This is a genomic window from Luteolibacter sp. (genome assembly GCF_058122085.1).
Genome location: NZ_JBIKBQ010000050.1, coordinates 1 through 26,223, shown reverse-complemented (window position 1 = coordinate 26,223; position 26,223 = coordinate 1). Strand labels below are relative to the sequence as shown.

The 26,223-nt window shown below is 62.4% G+C and carries 23 protein-coding genes and 1 tRNA gene; 17 read left to right on the top strand and 7 right to left on the bottom strand.

The annotated features are described in order from the left end of the window. The coding region (locus tag AC4DF4_RS09305) for a hypothetical protein (protein WP_490047848.1) at nucleotides 1–182 on the top strand (182 nt) is incomplete at its 5' end. Here AC4DF4_RS09305 and AC4DF4_RS09300 read toward each other — a convergent pair. Both AC4DF4_RS09300 and AC4DF4_RS09295 read right to left on the bottom strand, forming a co-directional pair. Then, nucleotides 179–892: a DUF3313 family protein gene (locus AC4DF4_RS09300; protein ID WP_490047847.1), complete on the bottom strand. Its 714-nt coding sequence runs from the start codon at nucleotides 890–892 to the stop codon at nucleotides 179–181. The genes AC4DF4_RS09305 and AC4DF4_RS09300 overlap by 4 nt on opposite strands. A gap of 22 nt (nucleotides 893–914) precedes the next feature. Continuing rightward, complete coding sequence (locus AC4DF4_RS09295; protein ID WP_490047846.1) at nucleotides 915–2,513, bottom strand: esterase/lipase family protein; 1,599 nt, start codon at nucleotides 2,511–2,513, stop codon at nucleotides 915–917. Between the two features lie 214 nt (nucleotides 2,514–2,727). Between AC4DF4_RS09295 and mgtA the strand changes: the two genes are divergently transcribed. The 3 genes from mgtA to AC4DF4_RS09280 all read left to right on the top strand — a co-directional run bounded on the left by mgtA (nucleotide 2,728) and on the right by AC4DF4_RS09280 (nucleotide 8,214). Continuing rightward, nucleotides 2,728–5,346, top strand: coding sequence for a magnesium-translocating P-type ATPase (gene mgtA / locus AC4DF4_RS09290; protein ID WP_490047845.1), 2,619 nt, complete (start codon nucleotides 2,728–2,730; stop codon nucleotides 5,344–5,346). A gap of 134 nt (nucleotides 5,347–5,480) precedes the next feature. After that, nucleotides 5,481–6,155, top strand: a complete 675-nt coding sequence (locus tag AC4DF4_RS09285) for a dienelactone hydrolase family protein (RefSeq protein WP_490047844.1) — start codon at nucleotides 5,481–5,483, stop codon at nucleotides 6,153–6,155. Between the two features lie 13 nt (nucleotides 6,156–6,168). Next, nucleotides 6,169–8,214: an erythromycin esterase family protein gene (locus AC4DF4_RS09280; protein WP_490047843.1), complete on the top strand. Its 2,046-nt coding sequence runs from the start codon at nucleotides 6,169–6,171 to the stop codon at nucleotides 8,212–8,214. Nucleotides 8,215–8,254: 40 nt separating this feature from the next. Here AC4DF4_RS09280 and AC4DF4_RS09275 read toward each other — a convergent pair whose 3' ends face one another. Beyond that, nucleotides 8,255–8,830, bottom strand: coding sequence for a hypothetical protein (locus AC4DF4_RS09275; RefSeq protein ID WP_490047842.1), 576 nt, complete (start codon nucleotides 8,828–8,830; stop codon nucleotides 8,255–8,257). Nucleotides 8,831–8,959: 129 nt separating this feature from the next. On the opposite strand from AC4DF4_RS09275, the gene AC4DF4_RS09270 reads away from it, so the two are divergent. The 5 genes from AC4DF4_RS09270 to AC4DF4_RS09250 all read left to right on the top strand — a co-directional run bounded on the left by AC4DF4_RS09270 (nucleotide 8,960) and on the right by AC4DF4_RS09250 (nucleotide 14,581). Then, nucleotides 8,960–11,530: an FtsK/SpoIIIE family DNA translocase gene (locus tag AC4DF4_RS09270; protein ID WP_490047841.1), complete on the top strand. Its 2,571-nt coding sequence runs from the start codon at nucleotides 8,960–8,962 to the stop codon at nucleotides 11,528–11,530. A 111-nt stretch (nucleotides 11,531–11,641) separates the two neighbouring features. Next, on the top strand, nucleotides 11,642–12,529 hold the full coding sequence (locus tag AC4DF4_RS09265) for an NAD(P)-dependent oxidoreductase (RefSeq protein ID WP_490047840.1): 888 nt from the start codon (nucleotides 11,642–11,644) through the stop codon (nucleotides 12,527–12,529). Between the two features lie 13 nt (nucleotides 12,530–12,542). Beyond that, nucleotides 12,543–13,274 (top strand): alpha/beta hydrolase, encoded by a 732-nt coding sequence (locus tag AC4DF4_RS09260; RefSeq protein ID WP_490047839.1) that lies wholly within the window; start codon nucleotides 12,543–12,545, stop codon nucleotides 13,272–13,274. A 63-nt stretch (nucleotides 13,275–13,337) separates the two neighbouring features. After that, nucleotides 13,338–14,033 carry a tRNA (guanosine(37)-N1)-methyltransferase TrmD gene (gene trmD / locus AC4DF4_RS09255; protein WP_490047838.1) on the top strand — a complete coding sequence of 232 codons (696 nt, stop codon included), beginning with the start codon at nucleotides 13,338–13,340 and terminating at the stop codon, nucleotides 14,031–14,033. Between the two features lie 107 nt (nucleotides 14,034–14,140). Then, nucleotides 14,141–14,581 (top strand): GNAT family N-acetyltransferase, encoded by a 441-nt coding sequence (locus tag AC4DF4_RS09250; protein ID WP_490047837.1) that lies wholly within the window; start codon nucleotides 14,141–14,143, stop codon nucleotides 14,579–14,581. A gap of 7 nt (nucleotides 14,582–14,588) precedes the next feature. On the opposite strand, the gene der is transcribed toward AC4DF4_RS09250, so the two are convergent. The 4 genes from der to fabD all read right to left on the bottom strand — a co-directional run bounded on the left by der (nucleotide 14,589) and on the right by fabD (nucleotide 17,895). After that, on the bottom strand, nucleotides 14,589–15,986 hold the full coding sequence (gene der, locus AC4DF4_RS09245; RefSeq protein WP_490047836.1) for a ribosome biogenesis GTPase Der: 1,398 nt from the start codon (nucleotides 15,984–15,986) through the stop codon (nucleotides 14,589–14,591). A gap of 66 nt (nucleotides 15,987–16,052) precedes the next feature. Then, on the bottom strand, nucleotides 16,053–16,496 hold the full coding sequence (locus AC4DF4_RS09240; RefSeq protein WP_490047835.1) for a hypothetical protein: 444 nt from the start codon (nucleotides 16,494–16,496) through the stop codon (nucleotides 16,053–16,055). Nucleotides 16,497–16,794: 298 nt separating this feature from the next. Continuing rightward, a tRNA-Asp gene (locus AC4DF4_RS09235) sits at nucleotides 16,795–16,871 on the bottom strand. Between the two features lie 97 nt (nucleotides 16,872–16,968). Beyond that, nucleotides 16,969–17,895 carry an ACP S-malonyltransferase gene (fabD, locus tag AC4DF4_RS09230; RefSeq protein WP_490047834.1) on the bottom strand — a complete coding sequence of 309 codons (927 nt, stop codon included), beginning with the start codon at nucleotides 17,893–17,895 and terminating at the stop codon, nucleotides 16,969–16,971. A gap of 109 nt (nucleotides 17,896–18,004) precedes the next feature. Between fabD and AC4DF4_RS09225 the strand changes: the two genes are divergently transcribed. The 8 genes from AC4DF4_RS09225 (at nucleotide 18,005) to eno (ending at nucleotide 25,881) form a co-directional block, all read left to right on the top strand. Continuing rightward, complete coding sequence (locus tag AC4DF4_RS09225) at nucleotides 18,005–19,021, top strand: aminopeptidase (RefSeq protein WP_490047833.1); 1,017 nt, start codon at nucleotides 18,005–18,007, stop codon at nucleotides 19,019–19,021. Continuing rightward, nucleotides 19,018–20,406, top strand: coding sequence for a class II fumarate hydratase (locus tag AC4DF4_RS09220; protein WP_490047832.1), 1,389 nt, complete (start codon nucleotides 19,018–19,020; stop codon nucleotides 20,404–20,406). Before AC4DF4_RS09225 ends, AC4DF4_RS09220 begins: the two co-directional genes overlap by 4 nt. A 55-nt stretch (nucleotides 20,407–20,461) precedes the next feature. Then, nucleotides 20,462–20,839, top strand: a complete 378-nt coding sequence (locus AC4DF4_RS09215) for a glutaredoxin family protein (protein ID WP_490047831.1) — start codon at nucleotides 20,462–20,464, stop codon at nucleotides 20,837–20,839. 52 nt (nucleotides 20,840–20,891) lie between these two features. Then, nucleotides 20,892–21,419: an RNA polymerase sigma factor gene (locus tag AC4DF4_RS09210; RefSeq protein ID WP_490047830.1), complete on the top strand. Its 528-nt coding sequence runs from the start codon at nucleotides 20,892–20,894 to the stop codon at nucleotides 21,417–21,419. Further along, nucleotides 21,406–21,885: a hypothetical protein gene (locus AC4DF4_RS09205; protein WP_490047829.1), complete on the top strand. Its 480-nt coding sequence runs from the start codon at nucleotides 21,406–21,408 to the stop codon at nucleotides 21,883–21,885. The genes AC4DF4_RS09210 and AC4DF4_RS09205 overlap by 14 nt, the downstream gene beginning before the upstream one ends. A 4-nt stretch (nucleotides 21,886–21,889) precedes the next feature. After that, nucleotides 21,890–22,633, top strand: coding sequence for a PDZ domain-containing protein (locus AC4DF4_RS09200; RefSeq protein WP_490047828.1), 744 nt, complete (start codon nucleotides 21,890–21,892; stop codon nucleotides 22,631–22,633). Nucleotides 22,634–22,704: 71 nt separating this feature from the next. After that, a complete protein-coding gene (locus tag AC4DF4_RS09195) occupies nucleotides 22,705–24,546 on the top strand; it encodes a GreA/GreB family elongation factor (protein WP_490047827.1) in 1,842 nt (613 codons plus the stop codon). 39 nt (nucleotides 24,547–24,585) lie between these two features. Next, entirely contained in the window at nucleotides 24,586–25,881 is a 1,296-nt protein-coding gene (gene eno / locus AC4DF4_RS09190) for a phosphopyruvate hydratase (protein ID WP_490047826.1), read from the top strand. Nucleotides 25,882–26,223: the final 342 nt, after the last annotated feature.

Here is a 26,223-nt window from a genome sequence, read left to right as displayed (position 1 = left end):
AAATCCGTGAGGCGGTGGTCGGGCGGGGGATGGGCTTCCGTCTGGCGGAAGCCCACAGCGGCGTCCGCGAAACGCTGCGCCGCGCGGGGTTCGAGAAGGAATACGGCCCGGTCGTGCCGGATCAAACTGCGGCCACCGTGATCCGCCGCTGGCAGGATGCTTCTCACGACCTGGGCAGTTAATAGGTGATCAGGGTGATGGCCGAGGGCTGGCTGACGATGACTCCGGGTTTGGCGTTGATCACGCGGGCGATGTTGAGGGCTGTTTCATCGAGGTTCGCCTCGGAGCCGCCAAACCATGTGTAGGAGTCAACGTTGACCACGGCCATCTTGTCCTTCATGCGGTCGCGGAAGCTGGCAACGAGTTTGCCATTGCCGCCGTCGCGCACGCGGCCCTCGATGGAGATGGTGCCGCTGCCGGCGGCGCTGAGCAGCCCGGCTCCGGGAATTACGAAGCCGGCGGTGGTGGCGGCGGCGTTCCAATAGGCCTTGGCGGGGATCAGTTCGGTGATGGCCGTCTCGATGATCATGGTGTCGGGTCCGGGTTGGTTGACCACGGTGAGCCGGCGGCCGGCGTCGTTGCGCGCGGCGTTGGCCAGCGAGCGCCGGAAGTGCGCGGCGAGCTTGCGGGCGTCGCTTTCAAGCTTGCTTTGCGTGACCGCGCTTTGCGACGTCCACCAGCCCTGCCGGCTGAGGTTGCCGATAGCCACCGGCGCGAAATACACTTTGGAGAACTGCTGCGAGGCGGTCTTGCCGCGGTATTCGGGGGCCACATAGACTTGGTCGAGAAACTGTGCGCCGGTGGGGTTGCGAGCGGACCTCTCGCCCATGGGGGAGCAGGCGGAGAGCGCGGCGAGGCTGGAAGCGATGGCGATGGTGCGGATGGTTTTCATGGTGTCGTATTGTTGTTTTTTGTTAGTTTGGATTGGATTTCAAATGCAATTGAAGCAGGCGGCGGAGTTCGTCGAGGGTTTCTGGCAGTTCGCACGCGCCGTGCGGGCCGGGGACGATCTTTTCGGACTTCGCGCCCTTGAGTCGGGAACTCCAGTATTTCACCACGCCGTCGGAACTGTCAGGCGTGTCGCCCTTGCCGCGGTCGCCGATGATCGAGTGGTGCGGGACTTCGATCGGGCGGCTGTCGAGTACCTTGAGGGTGGGGTTGCGCGGGGACAAGCCGTCGATGCTGTTGGGCATGCGGTTAGGATCGCCGGTGATGATGGCCACCGAGCTACCAAGCGTCCCGGCGGTGGTGGAGACGATGTCGACCGGGAGTGAAATCAGCTTGATGGCGAGCTCACCGATCGTGCCGATGGCCATTTCGCTGCCGCGGTGGGGCGTGCAGATGAAGATGGCGCGGTCCACGTGCGGGTTCGCTTTGAAGAGGATGCAGCGTTCGACGAGGCTGCCGGGTTTGACGTTGGCGAAGAAGTGGGCGGCCTTGTCCTTGCCAATGACGTCCCATGCGGCGCGATCGACGGTGGTGACCTGGGTGCGCGCGAGGATGCCGCCCATGCTGTGGCCGACGAGGACCATGTCCTTGGAATCCGGGTAGTGCTGTTGGACTTTCGCCAGTTCCTCGCGGAGCCGGAGTGCCGAGTAGAGCGGGGGATTTCCGGTGGGGTAGGAGAAGACCCAGCATTGGTAGCGCTCTCGCAGAACAGGATCGGTTTCGAGTTCGTTGATCACGTTGCGCCACATGCGGGCTGTGGAAATCAGGCCGTGGACGAAGATGAGCGGGATGCGGTCCGGATCGTAGGGTTGCAGCATGTAGAGCCCGGTGGTTCCCATTTGTTGGGAGACGCGGAGGGCGCCCATCAGGCCCGTCCACAACTCGGACTGCTGTGGGTAGTAGGCGAGGGCGGCGGAGAAATCCGCATCCAGCGTGCGATCCCGGCCGGCAACGCGGGACTTGGTTTTTTCCGTGGGGTCGATCAGGGAAAGCGTCACGTCATTGCCTTTGAAATCGAGCACGGCGGTGACCGGCGCGGTGACGCCTACCATGGGTGAGAACGGTTCCAGCGGGCTGGTCTTGCGCACGCCGACCAGCGCGCCGCCGATGCCGTCCACGCGGTTGCGGCGGTCGATGGTTTTGAGATCCACGTCGGCGGCCTGGGTGAAGGAGGTGAAGTGATCCGCACCCCAGACGCCGTCGCGGGTTCCCTTGGCGAAGCGCACCCGGTAGCTGGTGCCGCCGGAGTTCAGCGTGAGCAGGCGGTTCCACAGGCTGCCGTTCTGGGCGGAGCGCAACAGCACGGTGAGGTCGGCGGCGGCCTTGTTATAAATCACCCGGGCGGACTCGCCGGAGTCGCGGGAGTCGAGTAATCCGGACGCCTCCCTCGCGGAGTCCAGATAGAGCGCGGCGCGTTGTTCGGCGGAGAGGGTCTGCTTGCGCGCCTCGCGTAAATGGGCGGTGGCGGAGCGGTGCAAGCCCTCCTCGGGAGGCAGGCCGTTGGGTGCGCAGGCGGTGAGAGCCAGGGCGGCGAGAAAGGTGATGCGGACGGGCTTGAGATTCATGGCAGAAACTTGAAAGGGCCGTATGGAACAACGATCGCGCGGTTTTCGCAAGAGTTGTGAAATTTAGTTTTGGGAGTTCGATCCCGGTCCTTTGGAGGAAGGTTTCGAGCATCTGATCGAGCAATTCTCCGAGCGCGATGAGTTTTCTGAGTTCTTGACGGGAAGGGGAGGGATGAGCGATAGATGACGGTTCGGCGGGGAGTTTCCCGCGGTCATGAATCATCTGCCAAGGTTGAGCCGGACGATTTCGCTGACGAGGCATGCGGACCATTCCATCCACTTTTCGCCGGTCTTGGCGGAGGTCGCGCGGTTGGAAGCGGGCGAGGTCTATGCCCGGATGAGGACGGCTCCGGAGGGCTTGAGCGAGGATGAGGCTGCTAGGCGGTGGGCGGAGACCGGGCCGAACGTGGTGGCGGCTAACGACCGGCGCGGCTGGCCGTGGCGCCTGCTCACCGCGGCGCGGAATCCGCTGGTCGTCCTGCTCGGGGTGCTGGCGGCGATTTCCTTCGCGACGGGGGACGCCCGCGCCGGCAGCGTGATGACCCTGATGGTGGTGCTCGGCATGTTGCTGCGTCTGGTGCAGGAGACCCGCGCGGACGCGGCGGCGGAGAAGCTCAAGGCGATGATCAAGGTGACCGCGGCGGTGGTGCGCGAGGGCAGGGAGGAGGAAATCCCGCTCAGGCAACTGGTGCCGGGCGACGTGGTGGAGCTCTCGGCCGGGGACATGATCCCGGCGGATGTGCGTCTGGTTTCCGCGAATGATTTGTTCATCTCACAGGGCACGCTGACCGGTGAATCGATGCCGGTGGAGAAGCTGCATGCGCGTGAGGTGCGGGAGGGGGTCTCGCCGTTGGAAATGGTGAACATCTGTTTCCTCGGGACCAGCGTGGAAAGCGGCGCGGCCACGGCTGTTATTCTGGCGACGGGCCCGCAGACCTACTTCGGCAGCATGGCGCGGAGCATGACCGAGGAGCCGGAGCCGACGAGTTTCGACAAGGGCGTCAAGCAATTCACCTGGTTGATGATCCGCTTCATGGTGGTGATGGTGCCGCTGGTTTTTCTCATCAACGGCTTCACCAAGCACAACTGGCACGAGGCGTTCTTCTTCTCTATCGCGATCGCCGTCGGACTGACGCCGGAAATGCTGCCGATGATCGTCTCGGTCTGCCTGTCGAAGGGCGCGCTGGCGATGGCGCGGAAGAAGGTCATCGTGAAGCAGCTCAACGCGATCCAGAACTTCGGCGCGATGGACGTGCTGTGCACCGACAAGACCGGCACGCTGACGATGGACCAGGTGATCCTGCAAAAGCATTGCGACGTGATGCAAAAGGAGAACGCCGAAGTATTCCGCGACGCCTATCTGATCGCGCATTTTCAGACCGGCCTGAAGAACGTGCTCGACCGTGCGGTGCTGAACCACCGCGATGCGAGTGAGGAAATCATCAGGGGCTTCAGCAAGGTGGACGAAATCCCTTTCGATTTCGTCCGCCGGATGATGTCGGTGGTGGTGGAAACGCCGGACAAGGAGCACCAGCTTCTGACCAAGGGCGCGCCCGAGGCGATCTTTCCGCGCTGCGGTTTCTTCGAGCTGGATGGAAAGGTTTCACCAATGGAGCCGCAGCTCGTTGGCGGGCTGATGGAGCAATATCAGCAGTTGAGCGCGGACGGATTCCGGGTGCTCGCCGTGGCCCACAAGCATCTAGCAGTGGATGAGTTCATTTCAAAGGAGGATGAATGCGACCTGATCCTCAAGGGCTACGTCGCCTTCCTCGATCCGCCGAAGGACAGCGCGGCCAAGGCGATCAAAGCGCTCGGCAAGCACGGCGTCACCGTCAAGGTCCTGACCGGTGACAACGACCTGGTGACCAGCAAGGTCTGCCAGCAGGTAGGCCTCGACGCCGCGGACATCCTGCTCGGCGGCAAGGTGGAGACGATGAGCGATGACGAACTCGCGGAGGCCGCCGTGCGGACCCATGTCTTCGCCCGTCTATCACCTGCGGACAAGCAGCGGATCATCCGCGCGCTCCAGCACAAGGGCCACGTCGTCGGCTTCATGGGCGACGGCATCAACGACGCGCCCGCCTTGCACGTCGCCGACGTGGGGATTTCCGTGGATTCCGCCGTTGATATCGCCAAGGCGGCGGCCGGCGTCATCCTGCTGGAAAAGGACCTGATGGTGCTCGATGACGGCGTGATCGAAGGCCGCAAGGTGTTCGTGAACATCCTCAACTACGTCCGCATGGGGGCGAGTTCTAACTTCGGCAACATGTTCAGCGTCATCGGCGCGAGCGCGTTCCTGCCCTTCGTGCCGATGGCGCCCATCCAAGTGCTGACGAACAACCTGCTCTATGATTTCTCACAAGTGCCGATCCCCACCGACAGCGTCGGACCGGAGCAGACGGCGATGCCGCGGCCGTGGCACATCGGCGAGATCAGGAAATTCGTGCTCTTCATCGGGCCGATCAGTTCGATCTTCGATTACACGACTTTCCTCGTGATGCTTTACGTGTTCGACTGTTGGAATCCCGCCCGCGCGTCGCTGTTTCAAACCGGCTGGTTCGTCGAGTCGCTGATCACCCAGACGCTGGTCGTGCACGTGATCCGCACCCGCAAAATCCCCTTCATCCAGAGCCGCGCGAGCTGGCCGCTGACGCTGACGACGCTCGCGGTCATGTCCATCGCCGTCTGGCTGCCGCACTCGCCGCTTGCGCCGGCGCTGGGTTTCACGGCCTTGCCGCCGCTGTATTGGCCAATCCTGCTCGCAACGCTGCTGTGCTATGTGATCCTCACCCAAGCGGTGAAAATGTGGATCATTCGCAAGAATTGGCTATAGGTCGCGGCGAGGGAGAAATTCTTGAAAACGGGTTTTTGAGTTGTTGCTCGAAACGCGGAGTCATGGTAAGTTTTACAGCTCGCTTCCTGGATTTTTCGTTCCGGGAATATGGGTCGTATCAACCATCGATTACCATGAACGCCTACCTATCAACCCTCAGTGAACACGAAGTCCGCATCCCTTGTCCCGGAGCGGTGCTTCACGGTGATGTGTCAATTCCGGCCGGAGCCACCGGCCTGGTCGTCTTCGCGCACGGCAGCGGCAGCAGCCGCTTGAGTCCGCGGAACCGGCTCGTCGCCGGGGAGATGCACCGCAGGCAGCTCGCGACTTTGTTGTTCGACCTGCTGACGCCGGAAGAAGCCGTGGCGGAAGCCCGCACCGGCGAGCTGCGTTTCAACATTCCGTTTCTGACGGAGAGGCTGATCGCCGCCACCCGCTGGGCGCAGCAGGATGAAAACGTCAAGGATCTCGGCATCGGTTATTTCGGCGCGAGCACCGGCGCGGCGGCGGCTCTGGTCGCGGCTTCGAAGATTCCGGAGGTCCAGGCGGTCGTTTCCCGTGGCGGACGTGCTGATCTCGCGGGAGACGCTTTGGACCGGGTGAAGGCGCCCACCTTGTTGATCGTCGGCGAGTTGGACCACCCGGTCGTCGAGTGGAACCAGGAGTCGCTGGAGCGCTTGAAGGGCGAGAAGGAAATCATCCTGGTCAGCGGCGCCACCCATCTCTTCGCAGAGCCGGACGCTTTGGAAAAAGTGGCCGAGCTCGCCGCCGCATGGTTTGAGAACCATTTGACTCCAATTAACCAATAGAAGAACGAAGACCATGAATGCTACCACATTACGTACTTTCACCGACCGCGCGGATGCCGGTCGTCAACTGGCGGATTCGCTTTCGAAATTCGCCGGTGAGGAGAACCTGCTGATTCTCGCCTTGCCGCGCGGCGGAGTGCCCGTCGCCGCCGAGGTCGCCAAGGCGCTCAACAAGCCCATGGACGTCCTGATCGTTAGGAAACTCGGCGTCCCGGGCCACGAGGAGGTGGCGATGGGCGCCATTGCCAGCGGCGGCGTGCAGGTGCTGAGCGATGATTTGATCGCGATGCTGCAGCTCACTCCGAAGCAAGTGGACGCGGTGGTCAAACGGGAAACCGGGGAGCTCGCCCGCAGGGAGAAGCTGTACCGCGACTCCCGCCCGGCCCCGGAGGTCGCCGGGCGCACGGTGATCGTCGTGGATGACGGGATCGCCACCGGCTCGACCATGTCGGCGGCGGTGGAACTGCTGCGCTATCAGAAGGCGAGGCGGATCATCGTCGCGGTCCCCGTCGCTCCGCCCTCCACGGTCGAGCGGCTGGGCGAGGAGGCCGACGAGGTGGTAGCCTTGATCGAGCCCGAGCCGTTCGTCGCCGTCGGCCAGTGGTATGATGATTTCTCCCAGACCTCCGACGAGGAGGTCCGTTTCCTGCTAGCGGAAACAGCCCCGCCGCCCGGCGTTCCCGTGGCGAAGGTGGCGGAGGTGGCGGAGGTGGCGGAGGTTCTCACCGGCAAGAGCGTGCTCCACCACATCCGCGAGCACGCCAAGCCGTTGACCGGGGAGGCCGAGAATTACGACGGGCTTCTCGAAATGATCGGCGGGGCGAGCGTGGTCCTGCTAGGCGAGGCGTCCCACGGGACCCATGAGTTTTACCGCGAGCGCGCGGAGATCACCAAGCGGCTGATCGTTGAAAAGGGATTCAACGCGGTGGCCGTGGAGGCCGACTGGCCCGACGCCTACCGGATTAACCGCTACGTCCGCGGCGAGACCGGCGATGTGGACAGCGTGGACGCCCTCGGCGGCTTCGAGCGTTTCCCGGCGTGGATGTGGCGCAATGCCGACGTGCTCGATTTCATCGGCTGGCTGCGCGACCACAACGAGCACGTGTATTCGCTGGACCATCAGGTCGGATTCTACGGCTTGGATTTGTATAGTCTCCACAAGTCCATGAACGAGGTCATCGCCTATCTGGAGCGCCGGGACCCGGAGGAGGCGGCCAAGGCGCGGGCTCTCTACGGCTGCATCGACCGTTACGGCAAGGATCCGCAGAACTACGGTTTGATGGTCGGGTCGGGCGTGGGCGACAGTTGCCGTGCCGAGGTGATCCAGCAACTCACCGACCTGCGCGCCAAGGAAGTTGAATACATGTCGCTCAACGGCCAGGCCGCGGCGGACGAGTTCTTCTTCGCCGAGCAGAACGCCCGTCTGGTGAAAAACGCCGAGCAATACTACCGGAAAATGTTCCGCTCGAACGTCTCGTCATGGAACCAGCGCGACGAGCACATGATGGAGACGCTGGTGGAACTCGTCGCCCATCTTCAGTCCCACCACGGCAACTCGAAGGTGGTCGTGTGGGCCCACAACTCGCACTTGGGCGACGCCCGCGCCACCGACATGGCCCGGCGGGGGGAATTGAACATCGGCCAGCTGGTGCGCCAGGCGTTTCCGTATCAGAGCAAGCTGATCGGGTTCACGACCTACACCGGCACCGTGACCGCGGCCTCCGGCTGGCACCTGCCGGCCGAGCGGAAGCAGGTGCGCCCGGGAATGGACGGCAGCTACGAGCAGCTCTTCCATCAGGTGGGGATTCCCAATTTCTGGCTCGACCTCACCCAGGACAATCCGGCGGTCGCGGCCTTGAAGGAACCCCGCCTCGAACGGGCAATCGGGGTGGTCTATCTGCCGGAAACCGAGCGCCAGAGCCACTATTTCAAGGCCGACCTCGCCGGTCAGTTTGACGCCGTGCTGCACTTCGACATCACACGCGCGGTCGAGCCGCTAGAGCGGAGCGCGGAGTGGGCGAGGGACGAGGCTCCCGAAACCTATCCGGCCGGATTGTGAGAGGGGAGATCATTAGGGAGCGGGCGGAAACGTCCGTTCCCTATGCTTCCTCTTCCCAAGCGCGTTTCAAAGCCGGACCGAGCGCGCTGTTGAGCGCCTGGTGCCAGTGGTCGTGGGTTTGAATGACCGGGAGCTCCGGCAGAATCCGCGGCGGAAGCTCCGGGGAGTTTTCAGGGGCATGCGCCGTGAAATATTCGCCGCCACCCGCCGCCGGGCCGACGACGCGGTGAGTCGTCCGGCCGAGTCCGAGCAGCGCGGCATGGACCCAGCGGGCGCCGAGCTGCGGGCAGAGGATCTCACCCGTCGCCCGGATCGGAAATTCATCGGATTTCCCGCCGAAATCGATTTCCCAGCCCTCGCTGCGGAAAACCGCATCCTCCGCCTGCCAGCGGTTGGCCAGGCGCGGAAGTAGCCAGAATCTTACGGCCTCGTCGGCGTCAACCGGCTCGACGGCCAGCCGCAGCCGCGCGTCGGAAAGCCCGCGGAGCTGCCGCAGGGTGGTCACCACGATGGCGCGATAGCGGCGGGCGGCTTCTTCCGGGCCGTGCTCGACCGCCATTTCCGGCAGGACGAGGCCGGGCAGGGGTTCTTGGATTTTCAGCGTGAGCAAGCGCACGGCGGAAGATTCGCCCGGCCCGGCGCGCGGTCCAAGCCCGGATTCATTCGGAAAGCCTTATTTTCCGGCTATGAAAACAATCTTGCCCCCGGCCGCGAGTCGGGGAATGCTGTCGCCGCAGCGAACCTCATGGCAGCCAAGGACAACAAGAAGCGGGGCGAAGTCCCCGAGCCGACGCGGTGGTCGAACGAGATCACCGGGATCATCTGGATCACCGCGGGACTGCTGCTGCTCTTGTCGTTGGTGAAATACAGCCCGGCGGATCTGCCGAAATGGGGACCCTTGGAGGCGATGGCCGGCAAGTCCGGGGTCGCGGGGGAAAACCTGATCGGCCCGGTCGGAGGCATCCTCGGTTTCGTGCAAATCCTGTTATTCGGCGCGGCCGGTTATTTGCTGTCCGTGGGATTCATCTGGTTCGGAATCATCAAGCTGGCCTTCGACGCCCGGATCTGGCCGCGGGCGGTGATGGGATTCGGCATCCTCCTGCTGGCGGGGGCCGCCTGGCTGGATGCCGCGGATTTCTTCTTCAAGGAATGGGCGCAAACCTGCAATCTCAGTGGTCCCGGCGGCGTCATCGGCGACGGCCTCGGCGGATTCGTCCTGACCAATGTCATCGGCAGGACGGGCACGCTCATCCTCACCAGCGGTGCCTATCTGTTAGCTCTGATCATGCTGACCGGCCAGCAGCCGGTTCGTTTCGTCAAGGCCTGCTACCGCCTGGCCCGCCTGAAATTTCATGATTGGCAGGCAAGCCGCAGCGCGACCGGGAAAGTCGCCGCCCGCGAGGCGGAAATGCTCGCCGAGCGCGAGCGCCAGCGCGAACAACGCCGCAAGGACCGCGAGCTCACCAAATCCGCCACCTCGGCCAAAGCCGCCGCTGAAGATCCGCAGGCGCTGCTGCCGCTGCGCGAAATTCCCACGCCTGAGATCATCGATGCCTCCCAGCGCCGCGCCATCGACCCCGAGCTCATCGGGAAAAACCCCTTCAGCCGCAAGCCCTCCCCGGAGCACCAGGGGCTCCAGGAGGGGCGGTTCCCTAACTACCGGATCCCGGAGTTCGACCTGCTCGATCCGCTGCCCGAGGTGGAAGACTCGGATGCGGATGATGACCACAAGGAAGAGACCCGCCAGATCATCATTGATACGCTCAAGGCCTTCGGCATCGAAGTGACGGCCGGTCCCATCACCCGCGGCCCGACCATCACCCGCTACGAGATCTATCCGTCCACCGGCCTGCGCGTTTCCCGCATCTCGCAGCTGGAAGCGGACATCGCCCGCGCCACCTGCGCCGAGCGGATCAACATCCTCGCACCGATTCCCGGCAAGGACACCGTCGGCATCGAGATCGCTAACAGCAAGAAGGTCGCCGTGCCGCTCCATGAGCTGCTCTACTCCACGGACTTCAACTCTTCCAAGAAAAAGATCCCGCTAGCCCTGGGCAAGGATGTCTATGGGAACACGGTCATCGCCGACCTCGCTGCCATGCCGCACTGCCTCGTGGCGGGAGCGACGGGTTCAGGGAAATCCGTCTGCATCAACTCGATCATCGCGTCCATGCTCTTCAAGTTCAGCCCGGACGAGCTGCGCTTCATCATGGTGGACCCCAAGGTGGTGGAAATGCAGATGTATAACAGGCTGCCGCACCTCGTGGTGCCGGTCGTCACCGATCCGAAAAAGACCGTGGCCGCCCTCAAGTGGGTGGTCAACGAGATGGAAAAACGTTACAAGATCTTCGCCAAAGTCGGCGTGCGGAATTTCGACAGCTTCAATTCCCGTCCCATCCCGGAGAAGGAAAAGCCAGCCCCCGCGCCGGAGCCGGAAGTGGCCGGCGAAGAGCTGATGGATGATGGTCCGGAGCCGGAGGTTCCGTTCGATCCGAGTGAATTGCTCGATCCGGCAGTCCCTAGCAGCCACCAGGCGCCACCGTGGTCGATGATGGAAGACGAGCCGGACGAGGAGATGAACTCGCTGGCTTCGGCTCTCAGCGACGGCGACCTCGGCCCCGAAGCGGATGACGAGGACGAGGAAGTTTACGAAGAGCAGATTCCCACCAAGTTTCCCTACATCGTCGTCCTGATCGACGAGCTTGCCGACCTCATGCAGACCGCTCCGGCGGATGTCGAAATGTGCATCGCTCGGATCGCCCAGAAGGCCCGTGCCGCCGGCATCCACCTCATCATCGCCACCCAGACGCCGCGGGCGGACGTGGTCACCGGCATCATCAAGGCGAACATCCCGTCGCGCATCGCCTTCCAGGTTTCCTCCGCCCTCGACTCCCGCGTCATCCTCGACACCAAGGGCGCGGACAAACTCGTCGGCAAGGGCGACATGCTCTATCTGCCACCCGGCTCCGCCAAACTCGAGCGCGCCCAAGGAGCCTTCGTCACCGATGCCGAGATCGAGCGCCTCATCGACCACTGCGCCGCCCAGGCAAAGCCGCAGTTTGAAAAAGAAATCCAAGCCTCTATCAATGGCGAAGGCGACGACGATGAAGACGACGACGTCTCCCAAGCCGACGAGGAACTCATCATGAAATGCATCGAAGTGGTGCGCCAGGAACAGAAGGCCAGCACCTCGCTGCTGCAGCGCCGCCTCCGCCTCGGCTACACCCGCGCCGCGCGGATGGTGGACATTCTGGAGCAACGCGGCATCGTCGGCCCCGGCGAGGGAGCCAAGGCGCGGGAAGTGTTCTTGAAGTAAGCCACTCTCTTTGAAATGGAGTCGAGGACTTCGGTTGATCTGGTGTGGAGGCGCAGGTCGCGGGGAAACTTGAAGTTGCGCTTTTAGCAGGACGCCTCCAAGGTGCGCGCGATGCAAAAATCAACCATTGGATTTGTCGGAGTTGGAAGAATGGGTGCTAACATGGCCAGGCGTCTCGCGGATCTGGGATACCCGGTCGCCGCGGTTTACGATCATCATGAGGCGACCGCGGCATCGCTTGCCGTTGAGCTCGGTTGTCTGGCGGCCAAGACGCTGCCGGAGGTCACCGCGGCAGCAGATGTGATTTTCACGGTCGTGACCGACGACGCGGCGATGCGCGAAATTCTGGAGGGCGACGAGTCCTTGCTCAAGGGTGCCGCGGGCAAGGTTTTCATCCACTGCGCCACGGTGAGTCCGGCAGTCCATGAAGCGGCGGAAGCCGCGGCGGCGGCGGTCGGGGCCTCGACCTTGGCGGCGAGCATGGCATCGAGCATCACCCAGGCCCGGCAGGGCACGCTCTATCTGATGATCGGCGGGGACGCCGCGGTTTTCGGGGCGATGGAGCCGCTGCTGAAGGATATTTCAAGCTCGCTGCGTCACGTCGGCCCGGTGGGAAACGCAGCGAAGATCAAGGCGCTGGTGAACATGGTCATGAACATCAACACCGCCGGACTTGCTGAGGGCCTCGGGCTGGGGGCCTCGCTGGGGCTGGATTTGCATTTGCTCAAGGAGGTTTTCTCGCAGACCGGCGCGAACTCGCGGGTGCTGGAAACGGATGGCGACGACATGATCACGCGCGAGCACGAATGCTACTTTTCCGCGGCCCATGCAGCGAAGGACAGCGGCATTGCGAACGCCATGGCTGATGCCGCAGGGGTGATTGTTCCGCTGTCCCGGGCGACCGAGGTGCAATACCGGAAAATGATCGACCTCGGTCTGGGAGAGCTAGACAAGTCGGGGATCGCGGAACTCACTTTTCCGGACCGCGCGGGACACTAACGATTTTATCAATATGATGACAGGAACAGAAATTCGCAACCGGTCGGGAGAGAGCATCGACTACACATTCCATCCGGGCACACGGGCGGATGCATTGGTGATAATAGGCCACGGAGTGACGGGGAACAAGGACCGGCCGCAGCTTGTGGCGCTGGCGGAAGGTCTCGCCGCGCTGGGCTGGCCTTGTCTGCGGATTTCGTTTTCAGGGAACGGTGGGTCGGAAGGGCGCTTCGAGGATTGCAGTATTTCCAAGGAGATCGGCGACCTGCAAGCCGTGCTGGACATGGTCCCTAACGACGTGAACGTCGCCTACGCGGGCCACAGCATGGGGGGCGCGGTCGGAGTGCTCACGGCGGCGCGGGATCTGCGGATCCGCGCCTTGGTTTCACTGGCAGGAATGACCCGCACCGCGGCATTCGTGGAGCGCGAGTTTTCCGGGGCCACGCCGGACGCGGGCTTCATGTGGGAGGATGAGGATTTCCCGCTGTCCCGGACTTTCGTCGATGACCTGAAGGCGATCGACAACACCCTTGATGCGGCGGAGGCTGTGACCCAGCCGTGGTTGTTGATCCACGGCGCCGCGGACGATCTCGTGCCGGTGCAGGACGGGCTCGACGCTTTCGCGGTTGCGACTTGTGACAAGCAGTGGCTGGAAATCAGCGGGGCAGGGCATTCATTCGACGAGTCGAGTTATCCGCGGCTTGTGGAAGCGGTGGATGAATTTCTGAAGGCGGCGCTCAGTTGACGCGTTTTCATTTCACGTGGCATGAGGGTTGAGCCGGGGCGCGGTGTCCGCTAGGATCGCGCCATGCGGATTGATATCGTGACGTTATTTCCCGAGGTGGCGCTGGCTCCGCTGAGTGATTCGATCATCCAGCGGGCGCGGGCGGCGGGTCTGGTGGAGGTGATCGGCCACCAGCTGCGGGATTGGTCGGAGGACAAGCACCGGCGGGTGGATGACTCGCCGTGCGGCGGCGGGCAGGGGATGTTGCTCAAACCCGAGCCTTTGTTCGGGGCGGTGGAAGCGCTGCGCGGTCCGGCGACGCGGGTGATTCTGATGACGCCACAAGGCAAGCCGTTCAAGCAGGCGGTGGCGCGGGAGTTGGCGGCGGCGGAGCATTTGTTGATCCTTTGCGGGCATTACGAGGGCGTGGACCAGCGGGTGATCGAGGCGCTGGTGGATGAGGAGATTTCCATCGGCGACTACATTCTGACCAACGGCGCGCTGGCGGCGGCGGTGCTGTGCGACGCGGTGATCCGCTTGCTGCCGGGGGCTCTCGGAGACGAGCGTTCGCCGGTGGACGAGTCGTTTTCCGACCCCAATCTGCTGGAAGCTCCGGCTTACACGCGGCCGATCGAGTTCCGCGGGATGGCGGTGCCGGAGGTGCTGGTCTCAGGGCATCACGGGAAAATCTCGGCGTGGAAGGAGGAGCGGGCCTTGGAGCGGACTCGGGCGAACCGACCGGATTTATTGGAATCCCGGCCGCTGGAAGGCGAAATTTGAGGTGTCCGGAGAATTTCGTTTTCCGATTCCAAATCCATGCCAAACTCATGATCGTGAAAACAATGACGGACACGGCATCCCCGAGTTTAGATGATGATCGCCCCCGCGTGGAGCCGGCCACGATCGAGGATTTGCCGGCGCTGACCGAGTTGGTGATGAACCTTTTTGACTTGTCTGGCGACTTTTCGCCGGACCGCGCGGTGCAGGAGCGCGGCTTGCAGTTGATCCTCGAACAGCCGAACCGGGGCCGGATCTTCGTGGTGCGCAACCAGCATCAGATATTCGGCATGGTGAATTTGTTGTTCACCATTTCCACGGCCTGCGGCGGCTTTGTCATCCTGATGGAGGACGTGGTGATCCATCCCGACCACCGCGGCCAGGGCTACGGCACGATGCTGGTGGACTACGTGGTGGACTTCGCCAGGAAGAAGCACTTCAAGCGCATCACCCTGCTAACGGACCGGATCAGCGCGGAGTCGCAGGAGTTTTTCAAGAAGCAGGGCTTCGAGTATTCCGGCATGATCCCGATGCGGAAGATCATCGACTGACGGGGGATCAGTGTCCCTGCGGTTTTTGTCGCGGCTCCCACTCTTTCCGGGAACGCGAGCGCACGGATAGAACGACGGGAATGCCGGGTGCGGGGTGGGCGGCGCGGTAGCGGTTGACGATGTAGGACTCGTAACTGGTGGCCATGAGCCGCTTGTCGTTGACGAAGAGCACGATGGTCGGCACCGGGATGACGCTGTATTTCTCCTCCACCGCGGCCGTGGCGTAGTAGAGCTTGAGGCGCTTGTTGAGTTTCTTGTCGATGGGCGGCGGGGTGGCGACGAAGGCCCCCTGGAGGATGCGGTTGAGCTGGCCGGTGCCAGGAATGTTTTGCGCGCCCTTTTTGATCTTGAGGGCTTCCTTGAGGACGTGATCCACCGAGCCGCCGGTTTTCGCCGAGCAGGCGACGAAGGGCGCGTAGTGGAGGAAGAAGAGTTCCTTGCGGACATGTTCGGTGGCTTCCTCGAGGCGTGCGGTGCGGTTGGCGCCGGGGTGGAAGAGGTCGAACTTGTTGAGCACGATCAGGCAGGGTTTTTTCTCCTCCATGATCAGCTGCGCGATCTTGCGGTCCATCGAGGTGATACCGGCGGCGAGGTCGATGACGAGCACGCAAAGGTCGGCGCGGCGGACGGCTTTCTCGGTGCGCATGGCGGAGAAGACCTCGACCGAGTTGTCGCGCTTGGCCCGCGGGCGCAGGCCCGCGGTGTCGATGAGGGTGAAATTCTCGCCCTCGAAGGTGTAGGGAAGGTCGACGGCGTCGCGGGTGGTGCCGGCGATTTCGGAAACGATGGTGCGTTCGTCGTGGAGGATCGCGTTGACCAGCGAGGACTTGCCGGCGTTGGGCTTGCCGACGATGGCGAGCTTGATGCCGACAGCTTCGGCGACTTCGGCTTCGGCTTCGGTTTCAGAAACGAGCGGGGCGATGACGGCGTCGATTTCATCACAGAGGTGGCCGAAATTCCGGCCGTGCTCGGCGGAGACGAAGACGCTGTTGCCGAGGCCGAGGCGGGTGAAATCCGAGTGAGAATTCTCGTGCTTGTCATCGTCCACCTTGTTGATGACGAGCAGCACGGGCGGCTTGGCCTTGCGGAGTTTTTGCGCGAGCGCCTGATCGACTGCGGTGAGCCCGGCGTGGGCATCGACGACGAACAGGATCAAATCCGCGGTTTGCATCGCGATGTCCGCCTCGATGCCGACTTGCTCGTCGAAGCCGTCTTCAATGCCGCCACCGATGCCGCCGGTGTCGATGAGGGTGCAAGCGACCTGCGTGGCCTTGGACGGCGCGGCGATGCGGTCGCGGGTGACGCCGGGTTGATCGTGGACAATGGCGATCTTCCGCCCGGCAAGGCGGTTGAAGAGAGCTGACTTCCCGACATTCGGGCGTCCGACGATGGCAACAGTAGGCATGGCGGAGGGATGTAGGGCGGGAACGAAGCAATGGCAAGGTCGGAGGTTTTTTTCCGGAATCGCGCTTCAAATCTCCCCGGCGCGGCGGAGTTTGGCGAGGTCTTGCGGGCGGCCGGCGGTCTGCTTGGCATGGATGAGATCGGCTTTCCCGAGGTAGTGGATGGGGATTCCTTCAACGGTCGCGATTTCAACAGTTTCCCATGCCGCGTTGAAATCCGGCAGGCCGGGTAGTGAAGTGAGGAAATCAATTTGGCAGGGTAATGCTCCGACGACGTATTGCAGCCCCTCGTGTTCGAAATCCTCTTGAGTGACCTCTACCAGCGGTAGGCCGAACTCATAAAACGCCCGGGCCACGCGGGCCGCGTTTTCCTTGGAAGGCTTGATCCACAGATCGATATCCTTGGTGTATCGCGGTTGCGTGTAGTGAATCACGGCGTAAGCCCCGACGATGAGATACTCAACGTGATGTTCGGCGAAAATGCGTAACAGATCTTTGAAGTCGGAGTTCATCGGGATGTTTTCCTTTCATTCCGACCCAGTAGTCGGTGACAAGTTCCCAAGCTGCGGTCAGGCGGGCAGCACAACCCGCTTCTTGCCATTGGTTGATGCGGTAAGCGCGAGCCTTTTCGAAGCAACTAAATTTGGCCTGAGGCCAATGTGAGCGGTCTTTCGTGGGCTGGGTCACGGTCTTCAGATAGCGAATGGGCGGGGAGCGGGCAAGTTTCGAGTTGTTTGAAACGGGAGTGCGGATCGCGGGCAACAAAAAACCCCGCCTTTGCAGGCGGGGTTGATTTTACCGAACGGGAGATGGCGGAGCGGACGGGACTCGAACCCGCGACCTCCAACGTGACAGGCTGGCGCTCTAACCAACTGAGCTACCGCTCCATGTCCCGCTCGGGTGCGGGACGCTATTTTGCCGACCCGGACTGCGCAATCTCTTTTTTAAGCTTTTCTGATTTTTCTCCGGAAGCCCTTTGAATGCTCAGGAAAGCGCTTCGACCGCGGCTTCCAGCGAGGCCAGATCCTCGACGGAATGGACGGTGACTTCCTTGTCGATCTTCGAGACGAGTCCGGCGATCACCTTGCCGGGGCCGAGTTCGAGGAAGGTGCGGTGGCCGCGGGCGATGAGCAGCTGGATGGATTCCGTCCAGCGGACGGAGCCGGTGACCTGGTTTTCCAGCATGCTGCGGATCTCGGCGGCGTCGGAAACGAGGCAGGCTCCGAAGTTACAAACGACCGGCAGGGCGGGGGACTGGAAGGAAACCGTGGCCAGCTCGGCGGCGAGTTGGTCCTGCGCGCTCTGCATCAGGCGCGAGTGATAGGCACCGGCGACGTTGAGCTTGATGGCGCGGCGAATGCCGAAATCCTTGGCTTGGGCGATGGCGGCATCGATCCCGGAGGCGGTGCCGGAAAGCACGATCTGGCCGGGCGCGTTGAGATTGGCGACGTCCACATCGGCCGCGGCGGCGAGCGCGCGGACCTGGGATTCCTCGCCGCCGATGAGCGCGGCCATCGCGCCTTCGGTCGCCAGGCAGGCGGCTTCCATGAATTCGCCGCGGCGGGCGACGAGGCGCAGTCCGTCTTCAAACGAGAATGTCCCGGCGGCGGCGTGGGCGGTGAATTCGCCGAGCGAAAGCCCCGCGGCGGCGACAGGGACGAGATTCGGCAGCCGCTCGCGGATCAAGGCGAGCGCCATCAGGCCATGCAGATAGAGTGCGGGTTGGCAGCGCGAGGTTTTGGTCAATTCCTCGTCGGGTCCGTCGAACATGATGTCCGAGAGGGGAAACCCAAGGGCTTTGTCGGCCTGCACGGCCATGCTGCGGGCTGTGGCGGAGTTTTCCACCCAGTCCTTGCCCATGCCCACTTTTTGGGCGCCTTGTCCGGAGAATAAGAGAACGATTTGGCTCATGTCCGGCGAGGTTTAGGGAGTTCCAAGCGGCGAGGGAAGGGAAAATAGGCGGCGTATTCGCGTGAATTCGCGTCCATTCGCGGTTAAAAAAATTCTTAATCGCAACGCCATGCCACGATTTCTCCCTCTGTTATCACCCGTATTTGCCGTGATTTTAGCGCTTCTGCCGTCCTGCCAGACTTTGAGTTTTTACGGCCAGGCCATCGGCGGACAGGCGGAAATCTTGCGGAAAAGCCGGCCGAACAAGCAAGTCCGCGCCGACCCCGCCAGCCCGCCCGCTTTGCGCGACCAGCTGGCGACGGTGGAGAAAATCCGCCGCTTCGCCAGCGACCACCTCTCGCTGCCAGGCGATGCGAGCTACGGCAAATACGCCGATCTCGGCCGCCAACACGTCGTCTGGGTGGTTTACGCCGCACCCGAATTTTCAATGAAAGCCAAGACCTGGCACTACCCAGCCATCGGGAAAATGGACTACCGCGGCTATTTCCACGAGCAGGACACCGTCGAGCTTTCCGGGGAACTCAAGGCGGACGGCCACGACGTTTTTGTCGGTGGCGTGGATGCTTACTCCACGCTCGGTTGGTTTCACGACCCGGTGCTAAACACCTTTGTGAACTATCCGGACATCGATCTGGCGGAGACGATTTTCCACGAGCTCACCCACCGCAAAGTCTTCCGCCGGGGCGACACGGTTTTCAATGAATCGCTCGCCAACACCGTCGCCGAAGAGGGTGTGAAGCGCTGGTTGCGCCATGAGGGACGTCTGGCGGATTTGAGGAAATACGAACAACGGCTGGTCCGCCGCCGTGAGTTCTATCGGGAAGTCGACCGCTCCCGCTGGAGCCTCGAAAAGCTCTATGCCTCCGGCCAACCCGAGCCCGCGATGCGGCGGAAAAAAGTGGCGATCCTGGCAAAGCTGCGCGATCAGTTCCGTGAACTCCGCCGTCGCTGGGGCGGGCACGGACTCGAATCCTGGCTCACGGAGGACATCAACAACGGCCACATCGTCTCGCTCAAAATCTACGCCGAGCAAATGCCGGTGTTCGAAATCCTCCTCAACCAGTGTGATGGAAATCTCGCTCTCTTTTTCAAACAAGCCGGTCATCTCAAGCTCCCGAAAAAATGAACACGCCATCAAACGACCGCCGGACCGCTCACGACTCGATGGGCGAAATGGAAGTGCCCGCCGACGCGCTTTACGGCGCCTCCACCCAGCGCGCGGTGCTGAATTTCCCGATCTCCTGCACCGGCCTGCCGCCCCGCCTGATCCACGCCTTCGGCCTGGTTAAAAAAGCCGCCGCCGAGACCAACGCGGAGCTCGGCTTGCTCGACCACGCGCACGCCGCAGCCATCGCCGAAGCGGCCGGAGAAATCGCCGCGGGACTGCATGACACCCAGTTTCCGGTCGACATCTATCAAACCGGCTCCGGCACCTCCACCAACATGAATGTCAACGAGGTGATCGCGAGCCGTTGCGCCCAACTCGCGGTTTCCGTGCATCCGAACGATCACGTCAATCTCGGCCAATCGTCGAACGATACTTTTCCCACCGCGATTCACGTGGCGGCGGCGCAGGAAATCCGCAACCGCCTGGTGCCCGCGTTGGAGAGTTTGGCCGTGGCGCTGGAAGCCAAATCGCGGGCGTTTCACGCGGTGTTGAAAATCGGCAGGACCCACCTGATGGACGCCACGCCCGTTAGGCTCGGGCAGGAATTCGGCGGCTGGGCTCGCCAGGCCCGGCTGGCGGTCACCCGCGCGTGGAAGGCGGTGGACGCGCTGGCGGAACTCCCGTTAGGCGGCACCGCGGTCGGCACCGGCCTCAACACGCATCCGGATTTCGCCGCCAAGGCGATCGCCCGGCTGGCCGAGGCGACCGGGATTCCATTCCGCGAGGCGGAGAACCACTTCGAAGCGCAGTCGTCCAAGGACGCATGCGTCGAAGCGCACGGACAACTCGCGACCATCGCCGTGTCGCTGCACAAGATCGCTTGCGACGTCCGCCTGCTAGCGTCGGGTCCGCGTTGCGGGCTGGGGGAAATCCGGCTGCCCGCCACCCAGCCCGGCTCGTCGATCATGCCCGGCAAGGTCAATCCGGTGATGGCCGAATCGGTCACGATGGTGGCCGCGCGCGTCGCGGGAAACCAGACGACCCTCGCCTGGTGCGGCGTCGGCGGATTTCTCGAACTCAACGTCTCGATGCCCCTGCTCGCCGCCTGTCTGTTGGAGTCGATCAGCCTGCTGGGAAATGCGGCCGTCGCATTCGGCGAGCGCTGCGTCGCCGGAATTCAAGCGGACGAAAAGCGCTGCAACGAACTCATCGAGCTCTCGCTCTCGATGGTCACCGCGCTGGCCCCGCGGATCGGCTACGACCGCGCCGCCGCCATCGCCAAGGAGTCGGTCGCCAGCGGTCGCACGGTCAGGGAGATTTGCGAGAGCCGACTGGACGAGCTCGGACTCACGGCGGCGGAACTCGCCGGGTTGCTCGATGCCGCCCGCATGAGCGGTAAATAGCCGGTGCTTGCGATTTCTCCCAGCCGCCCTATTCTGCCGCGAACCAACCAAGAAAATGTCCGAAACCAAATCCGCCCCGAAAATCACCGCCTATCTCAAAACCTTCTGCGGCTGGAGCGAAGGCATCCGCGCGATCATGCGGAAATACGACCTTCCCTACGAAGAGAAGGACATCATCAAAAACCCGGCTTTCCGTTGGGAAATGGAGCAGCGCAGCGGCCAGTCGCTCTCGCCTTGCGTGGAAATCGACGGCCACATGCTGCCCGATATTTCCGGCGAGGAAGTCGAAAAATGGATGCTGGAGAACGGCTATTTTGAAAAAGACCACGCCGCGCCGGACTCGCCGATCAATTCGTCCTGCACCGACGAGCAGCACGCGGAGATGGCGCTCGGCCGCACGCCGGTCGCCGGCAAAATCCGCTTTCTCGACTGAAATCGATTTTGCAGACAAAAGCCCTCGCGTGGGGCATTTCCTCTCCTGAACGATGAATTCTCCCGCAAGCGCATGGAAACAGTGGTTGGCCGAAAACGGCCCGCGGCTGCTTCTTTTCGCCCGCGGTTGGAGCAATTCCCGGCATGATGCCGAGGATCTCGTCCAAGAGGCGATCCTCCGGATGTGGCATCACCAAGCCGACAAAGGCGGCTGCCCGCCGGATCTGCCGTTGGTTTTTTCGACCATCCGCTTCTGCGGGCTCAACCACCACCGCAGCGAGTCGCGCCGCCGGAAGCGGGAGGAATCGGTGATTTATCTCAATGATTTCCAAGATGTCTGGCTCGACCCGGTGCTCGAAGATGACGAGGAAGCCGTGATTTTACGCGAAGCCGTCCAGAATCTCAGCCAGAAACTGCGCGAAGTGGTGGTGATGAAATTTTGGGGCGGGCTGACGTTTTTGCAGATTTCGGAAACGCTCGCGATTTCGCCCAACACGGCGGCTTCGCGCTATCGCTACGCCTTGGAACAACTGTCGCACGAGTTGCGCCGCGTGAAGGAGGACCGCCATGCAAGCGCCTGATCCCGTCGAAACGATCCTCGCCCGCTTGATGCCGCCGGCATTGAGCCAGGACGCGCAGTTTGAAATCGACGCGATGATCGATGAGCTGGCGGGGCCGGAGGCTGAAAACATCGTCGGGATTTCTTCCGGTCGGTGGCTGGTGCGCGCGGTCATCGGCGGCGGCATCGCAGCTGCGGTTGGGGCGATGTTTGCGATTTCACCGGTGTTTCGAGGTTCCCGGGAGCCGCAAGTCGCCGTGGCATCGCCTGTTCTTTCGAGTTCGGGGCTGGTTTTGATCAGTGAGTCCGACCGGATCGAATCCATGACCGACGAAGGTTGGCAGGAAAATCCGGACGGCTCGGCCATGCGCGCCCTCCGCCTCAATGCGGTTGAGGAAAACAACGTGCGTGACGAGGAATCCGGAATGGTGGTGCGTATTTCCGAGGCCCGCGAAGAGATTCTCCTGATGCCGATCAGCGCGTTCTAATAAGATGAAACCGAGTCTCGTCGCCGCCATCCTGTTCGCCCAGACCTTGCTGTCCGGCGGGCAAACCGCGGAAGCGCCGGTGCCGCGCGCACCTCAGGCGTGGCTCGGATTGCGGGTGACCAAGCCGGACGAGGCGATCACGGTCCATGTGCCCTCGATCCCGCCGGGCGTCGGATTCGTCGTGAAATCCATCGACCCGGGCGGACCGGCGCAAGCAGCGGGGCTTCTGGAGTTGGATCTGTTGTGGAAATTCGGCGACCAGATGCTGGTGAATGAAGCGCAGCTCGCCACCTTGCTGCGGTTGGAAAATCCCGGCGCGGAGGTCGTGATTTCCGGATTCCGGGGCGGAAAGCCCATGGAAGTGAAATTGAAACTCGGCCAGGCACCGGTATTGAACAAGCCGTTCTCCGGGGAAATGGTCGAATCCGCGGTTCTTCCCGGCACTTGTGACGGCCCGATGCGGGTCGTCAATGTCGCCGAAAAAAGCGCCAGTTTTTCAAACGACGAAGGCAGTGCGGTCGTCCGCCGCGACGGGGAGATCTTCAAGGTGAAGATCGACGGCTTGAAAGGGGCGGTGATTTTCGAGGGCGACTTGTCCAACGACGAGGGACTCGACCAACTGCCGGAGAACTGGCGGCGCAAAATCCAAGTCCTCTGCCGGACCTTGGATCAGACGCTCGCGGGCGGCATGCTGCCTCAGCGTCAAGCCCGCCCGCGAGTCGTGCCGCCGCCGCCTCAAAAGCCGTGAAATCGAGAGGCTGACAGTTTTATCAAGGGAATGCCTTGCGTTTTGCAAGTCGGCTTCCCATCTTCTTTGGCATGCATCCTGATGTGGCGAAACTGGTCGAGGCCGGTCGCATTCCCAAACCGGTCGGCGAGCGCCTTTCTCAATTGGCTCCCGGAAACTTTTGTATTCACAAATCCTTTGGCGCCGGCAAGGTGGTCGACTGGGATCTTCCCGGAAAGAAAGTCACCATCGACTTCGAGAAGTCCACCGGCCAGACGATGGAATTGCAGTTCGCTTTCCAAAAAACCGAGTGGATCGGCCCCGAGGATTTCCGGGCGAAAAAAATCGAGCAGCTCGAGGAACTTCGCTCCCTTTCGAAGAGCGACCCGCTCGCCCTCATCGTCCACCTCCTCGAAAGCCACGGCGGCAGCATGACCGGCGACGCCCTTGAAAAGGAACTTTCCGGCGCGGTCATCCCCGAGGCGGGCTTCAAAAAATGGTGGGATGCCACCAAGAAAGCCCTCCGCGAAAGCCGTCTCGCCGCCGTCCCGCAAAAACGCACCGAGCCGATCGTTCTGCGTGTCGGCGACCGCAGCCCGGCCGAAGCGCTCGTCGCCGATTTCGAGGCCGCCCGCGACATCAAGGGCATGATCCGCGCCTTGGAAGCCATCGCCGCAGACATTGGCGCGTTTGAAAACGACACAGAGTCCCTCAAACGTCTTCTCAACGACATCGACGAAGGTGCGAAAAAAGCCGCCCGCGTCCAGCTCGGCCAAGCGCTGCAACTCGTCGCCGCGCGCGACGAAGTGATCGGCTCGTCCAAGGCTCTCGAACTCGATCCCACCGCTGTCCGCCTTTCGGATCTTTTGCTGTCCGCCGATCCCACCCGCCTGGCCGAAGAGGCCGGCACGCTTCCATCCGGCCGCCAACGCGCGGTGTATGAAGCGTTTCCCAACGCCTTCGCCGAAGACTGGGTCAGCAAGATCGTGCAGGTTTTCGACCGTGTCGGCGCCCGCGGCGTCACCGAGATCGCCCGCATTTTACAGGAGCGCGACTCGATGCCGGCCCTCGTCACGCACCTTCGCTCCGCCATCGCCCGTCGTGCGCTCGGGCCGGATGCGCTGATCTGGGTTTGCCGCGAGCGCAAAGGACCGTCTCAGGAAATTTTCAGCGCGGACGTCGGTGCCGCCGTTCTCAACCTCCTCGAAAACGACCACCTCTCGGACGGCCCGCGCAAAACCTCGCGCCTGCAGTCGCTGCTTGGCGATGACAAGACCCTGCTAACCGACCTCGTCGGCATCATGGATGTCAACGAGGCGCGCAATTTCGGCCGCCGCCTGCTCGATTGCCCGGTCTTCGGCGACCTTGAGAAAAAATCACTGATGGCCCGCATCATCAAGGCCCGCCCGGAAACGGCCGAGCTCGTCAACGGAGTGAACGCGAAACGCCCGGAAGAAGTTCTCCTCGTCTCATGGGAAAGTCTGGAGAAGAAAAAAGCCGAGCTCGACGACATCATCCGCAACAAGATTCCCCAGAATCTCAACGACGTGAAAATCGCCCGTTCCTACGGCGACCTTCGTGAGAACTTCGAATACAAGTCCGCCAAGGACCTCGAAAAATACCTGGGCCTCCGTCGCAACGCCCTGGAAAAGGAAATCGCCAATTCCCGCGGCACCGATTTCAAAGGCTCCGACGCCAGCAAGGTCAACATCGGCACCGTCGTCACCCTGACCAACGTCGCCGGGGTGGAAATCGTCATGACCGTTCTCGGTGCCTGGGACTCCGAACCGGAGACCAAAACCGTTTCCTATCTATCCGAAGTCGGCAAGGTCCTCGTCGGCCGCGAACCGGGCGACACCGTCCAAGTCCGTGACGAACTGACCGAACTGATGGGCGAACTCACCATTCGCTCGATCAAGCCGTTCAATCCCTGAATTTCAAAAACCCACCCTATCCAATACAAAAGCATAATTATGGACTATACCACCATTGTTGAAATCCGTGGCCGCGAAGTGATCGATTCCCGTGGCAATCCGACCGTTGAAGTTGACGTGCACCTCGAAGGTGGCGCGATCGGCCGCGCCTCGGTTCCCTCCGGCGCCTCCACCGGCGAAAACGAAGCCGTCGAACTCCGCGACGGCGACAAGGCCCGCTACGGCGGCAAAGGCGTGCTCAAGGCCGTTGAAAACGTCAACGCGATCCTCGCCCCCGGACTCCTTGGCTACTGCGCCACCGAACAAGCGTCGATCGACGCCGCCATGCTCGCATTGGACGGCACCTCGACCAAAAAGAATCTCGGCGCCAACGCCATCCTCGGCGTTTCCATGGCCGTCGCCAAAGCCGCCGCCTCCCAGCTCGGCGTGCCGCTTTACAAATACCTCGGCGGCCCTAACGCCAAGGTGCTTCCCGTCCCGATGATGAACATCATCAACGGCGGCGCCCACTCCGACGCGCCGATCGACTTCCAGGAATTCATGATCGTGCCCGTCGGCGCGCCGACATTCCGCGAAGCCCTGCGCTACGGTGCCGAGGTGTTCCACGCGCTCAAGAAAGTCCTCCACGACCGCGGACTCTCCACCGCCGTCGGTGACGAAGGCGGATTCGCCCCGAAACTCGGCGGTGCCGAGGATGCTCTGGGCGTCATCGCGCAAGCCGTCGAACTGGCCGGCTACAAGCTGGGTGACGACATCGCCATCGCCCTCGACGTCGCCGCCTCCGAATTCTTCGACGCCAAGCAAAACGCCTACGTCTTCAAGAAGTCTGACAAGTCGGTGAAAAGCGCCGAGGAACTCGTCGCCTATTACGCCGGCCTCCAGAAGAACTATCCGATCATTTCCATCGAAGACGGTTGCGGTGAGAACGACTGGGACGGTTGGAAAATCATCACCGACAAGCTCGGCAAGACCACCCAGCTCGTCGGCGACGACCTTTTCGTCACCAACGTCGATTTCCTCAGCAAGGGCATCAAGCTCGGCGTCGCCAACTCGATCCTCGTCAAGGTGAACCAGATCGGCACCCTCACCGAGACCTTCGACGCCGTCGAGCTCGCCAAGGAAAACAGCTACACCTCCATCCTCAGCCACCGCTCCGGCGAGACCGAGGACAGCACCATCGCCGACCTCGCCGTCGCGACCAACTGCGGCCAGATCAAAACCGGCTCGATGAGCCGCTCCGACCGGATCGCGAAATACAACCAGCTCCTCCGCATCGAGGAAGAGCTGGGCGATGACGCGGTCTTCGGCATCAAGAAGCTCAAAGTGCTTCAATAAGTGATACAGGCATTCCTGCCTGTCACTCATCCCCAAAACGGCGGCCCCCGAAAAGGTCCGCCGTTTTTTTGTCGGAAATCCAAACCGAGCCGGCGCTTCCGGCCGAACCTTGGCTTGCGGAGTGCCCGGAATCGCACCATCTCGTCCGCCAGTTCCCGCGTCGCGTGGCTGTGGCGTCTCGCCGCAGACCGTCTCCGGAGCGTCTCGCTCCGAGTCTTTTTCTAAAACGGCATCCTGCCACGGCGGATTTTTGCACGGGTCATCGGCGGGGTGAGGTGATGGTGGCGAAGGCGTGGCGGTTGTTGAAGCGGCGCATGTCGTCATGGAAGTCCTTCAACGTCG